The organism is Paenibacillus sp. 01T422, from assembly GCF_056398785.1.
Window position 1 is genome coordinate 1 of sequence record NZ_JBFTQB010000781.1, and the last position, 3,163, is coordinate 3,163.

Here is a 3,163-nt window from a genome sequence, read left to right on the forward strand (position 1 = left end):
TTGTTAACTACCTCCTGGGATGTATAAATAATGTTCGAAATTTTAAATGATTAACCTTTGATAAGTGTCAGTTGTTGTTTCAAACGACGTACATCGCCAGGAGCCATAACTGGGTTCGTGGACAAAACGCGTTTTTGCTTCGATGATTTACCGGAAAGCAAGTGGTTCTTACCTTGTTTGTATCTCATCACTTTGCCTGTGCCAGTAATTTTGAAACGGCCTTTCAGGCTGCTGTGTGTTTTCATTTTCGGCATGGTGGTTGTTCCTCCTAATTTAGTATACCGCCTAGGTTGTTGCCTTCGGCGTTAAGATCATGATCATGCTTCTTCCCTCAAGCTTAGGAGCGCGCTCCTGTGAGGAAATGTCGGCTGTTTCAGTAGCCAGACGTTCAAGCACTCTGCGACCAATCTCCGAGTGCGCTATTTCGCGCCCGCGGAACCTGACGCTGGCTTTCACTTTATCGCCTTCGCCAAGAAATTTAACCGCATTGCGAAGCTTCGTTTGGAAGTCATGCTCATCGATTGTCGCGCTTAAGCGAATCTCTTTGATATCCACGATCTTCTGGTTCTTACGAGCTTCTTTCTCTTTCTTCTGTGTTTCATAACGGAATTTACCGTAATCCATAATGCGGCATACCGGCGGCTTCGCCGTTGGTGCCACATTTACCAAATCCAAGTTCGCGTCCTGTGCGATTTGAAGAGCTTCGCGAATCGGCGTAATACCGAGTTGTTCTCCGTCCGCCCCGATCAGGCGTACTTCCTTCACACGAATCTCATCATTAATCATATGGTCTTTGCTAATAGTGTTCCACCTCCAGAAAGTATGTACCTCTATCCAATATAAAAAAGATGTGGGCGCGCAGTGGCCCACATCTTCATCAATAACAGGTTTAAGCAACCTATTGAGCATTCTTGATGATTCATTCAAACCAGCCGACACTATAGTCAGTCAGGTGAGAAGCGGGCGCCTCTGCTTTTACTTGAAGTATAATATCATCTCGGTGAAAAAAAGTCAACTAACTTGTTTGCTTTTCATTTCATCCAGGCGAATAACGCGTGTATGCTCAGTGTGGCTCCATTGCTTGTTGTTTTGCGTAAAGAACGCATAGAACGTAATCGGCCACCAAGACACCATAAACACAGGGTATAAAATTAAATATTTATAAACTTTGCGTGGCGCCTTCTCAATCATCATAGAGAGTGGCAGCAGCACGAAAATGGCGAAACTCACAGAGTTAAAGAAAACCGGATTGATATCAGCAAGCATAGGCGTTTCCGACCAGCCCGGTGTTATGGATTTGATCCACAGCAACACGGTGATAATCGCTCCGAAGAAGAAGTTATATACGTTCGCGGAGTATATAGCCGCGTCAATCTTCGTCCAGCTGCCTTCTTTGATACCTTGCCACAATAGTGGGAAGAAGTAACGCTTAGCCACGTCAAAGTGCCCTTGCATCCAGCGCAGACGCTGTTTGGCTGATGCTCTGAACGTAAGCGGCTTCTCATCATAAACGAACGCTTCGTAATTGTAAGTCGGTCTAATTCCCATCTTGATACAACGCATCGAGAACTCCAAGTCCTCAACCAGGCTGGTAGCTCCCCATCCAATCTGCTTTAACAGCTTGGACTCAAAACACATGCCCGTACCGCCTAAATAGTTGGCAAGGCCCAAGTTCGTGCGGGGCATCTGCCAGAAACGGTTCGCAAAGTAGTACGAAATTGCATAGGAACCAGTAACCCAGGAATCGTTCGGATTCTTGCTATCTAAGTAAGCTTGAATCACTCTGGAACCGGAGCAAAGATCATTGTTCATGTGAAGCAGATAGTCTTGGCTAGCAAGATTGTCGGCATCGAACATGACAACCGCGTCATACTGACGCTCGCGCTTCCAAAGCTCTTTCAGCATCCATTCAATCGCATAACCCTTGCCTCTTAAGTTCGGGTTGTGACGCTCCATGGCATAAACGCCATGACTGCGTGTAATTGCCGCTGTGTTATCCGTACAGTTATCACAAATCACGAAGATGTCATAGAGCTCTTTGGGGTAATCCAAAGACTTCAGATTCTCGATCAATGCGCCAACGACTTGCTCCTCGTTATGAGCTGCGACTAGAACAGCAAACGATTTTTGCGGTGCAAATTTCTGTTTGTTTTTCGGACGGTACCATCCGAAGAATGTTAAAAAAAACTGATACGCACCGACGAGCGCCAAGCCAATCTGAAACGTAAGCACAATCTTGTCAAGCATGAAGCAAAGTCCCCCTTTTTGTTTATGCACACAAGCTATCTTTTTATACGCATAGTGCGCAATTATGTACAGGTGAATTAACCGTTCTTGATTTTCCTCTCTTTCCCCCTATTTGTCAAAGTCTACAAAAACCGAAAAATAGCCGGTTCTCTGAGATTTAAGGGGAACGGACACATACTTTACCGCATGTGCTTGAAATCAGATCGTTAAAGTCCTGTTTTCAACGTTTTTCATTTTATTGTGTACAAAAAGTTCACCATTTAGACCAACCAGTAACCCCTCATGTGTTTCGGGTTTATTATAATTCACCCGAGCTTCCCCTGACAACTTTTGCCGGGTCCGATCCAATTACGGTTCTGCATCCAAGTTCTGAGGTATCCTTCATAACATTCGCCGGAATTTCCCGCAGAGAGTCCGTCATCAGGAAATCTCATTCAGGAGGACCCTAACACCCCGACTTACAGCATAACGGACTCTACAACATCGATGCCATACGACCTAAGCACTGACTTTCTTTCGGGCATTTTTCAACCTGAACCGCGCTGTGTCGACACCTAATTCAAAAAATCCTGAATTGAAAGGGTTTACAAAAACAGCGTTCTAGGCACAATGGAACGGGATAGCTATTCGACATTTAGGGTAAAATAAAAGGAATACTATACCATTATTTCCATGATTCATTCTTTTTACCCGACCTCAATAATGTAAACGTATATTTCGAAAAATTTATTACTGAGTTAATCTCCTTTTAATAAATGTTCTTTATAATTTGAAATAGCAGATATCTCAAGTTTCGAAGGAGGCTACTACTCATGAGCAGAGTCGTGAACTGGCTTCAGCATCATGAAACACGCATGTTCCACTTTGTGAATCAACGTATTCAGCACTTCTTCCTCGATCATTTCTTTTCTAGAAT

Annotated in this window: 3 protein-coding genes; all 3 read right to left on the minus strand. The window is 44.1% G+C overall.

All coding sequences use genetic code 11. The features are described from left to right. Positions 1–50 precede the first annotated feature (50 nt). Positions 51–254: a 50S ribosomal protein L35 gene (gene rpmI, locus AC1DUA_RS31090; protein WP_477503422.1), complete on the minus strand. Its 204-nt coding sequence runs from the start codon at positions 252–254 to the stop codon at positions 51–53. 31 nt (positions 255–285) lie between these two features. Beyond that, the gene (infC, locus tag AC1DUA_RS31095) at positions 286–786 is read right to left on the minus strand and encodes a translation initiation factor IF-3 (protein WP_029199202.1); all 501 of its coding nucleotides are present in this window, start codon (positions 784–786) and stop codon (positions 286–288) included. 225 nt (positions 787–1,011) lie between these two features. Then, the gene (locus AC1DUA_RS31100; RefSeq protein WP_477503423.1) at positions 1,012–2,247 is read right to left on the minus strand and encodes a glycosyltransferase family 2 protein; all 1,236 of its coding nucleotides are present in this window, start codon (positions 2,245–2,247) and stop codon (positions 1,012–1,014) included. Positions 2,248–3,163: the final 916 nt, after the last annotated feature.

Bases quoted from the DNA above. Each gene is read 5' to 3' on its own strand.
- AC1DUA_RS31100 (WP_477503423.1), bottom strand. From the start codon at position 2,247: ATGCTTGACAAGATTGTGCTTACGTTTCAGATTGGCTTGGCGCTCGTC.
- infC (WP_029199202.1), bottom strand. From the start codon at position 786: ATGATTAATGATGAGATTCGTGTGAAGGAAGTACGCCTGATCGGGGCG.
- rpmI (WP_477503422.1), bottom strand. From the start codon at position 254: ATGCCGAAAATGAAAACACACAGCAGCCTGAAAGGCCGTTTCAAAATT.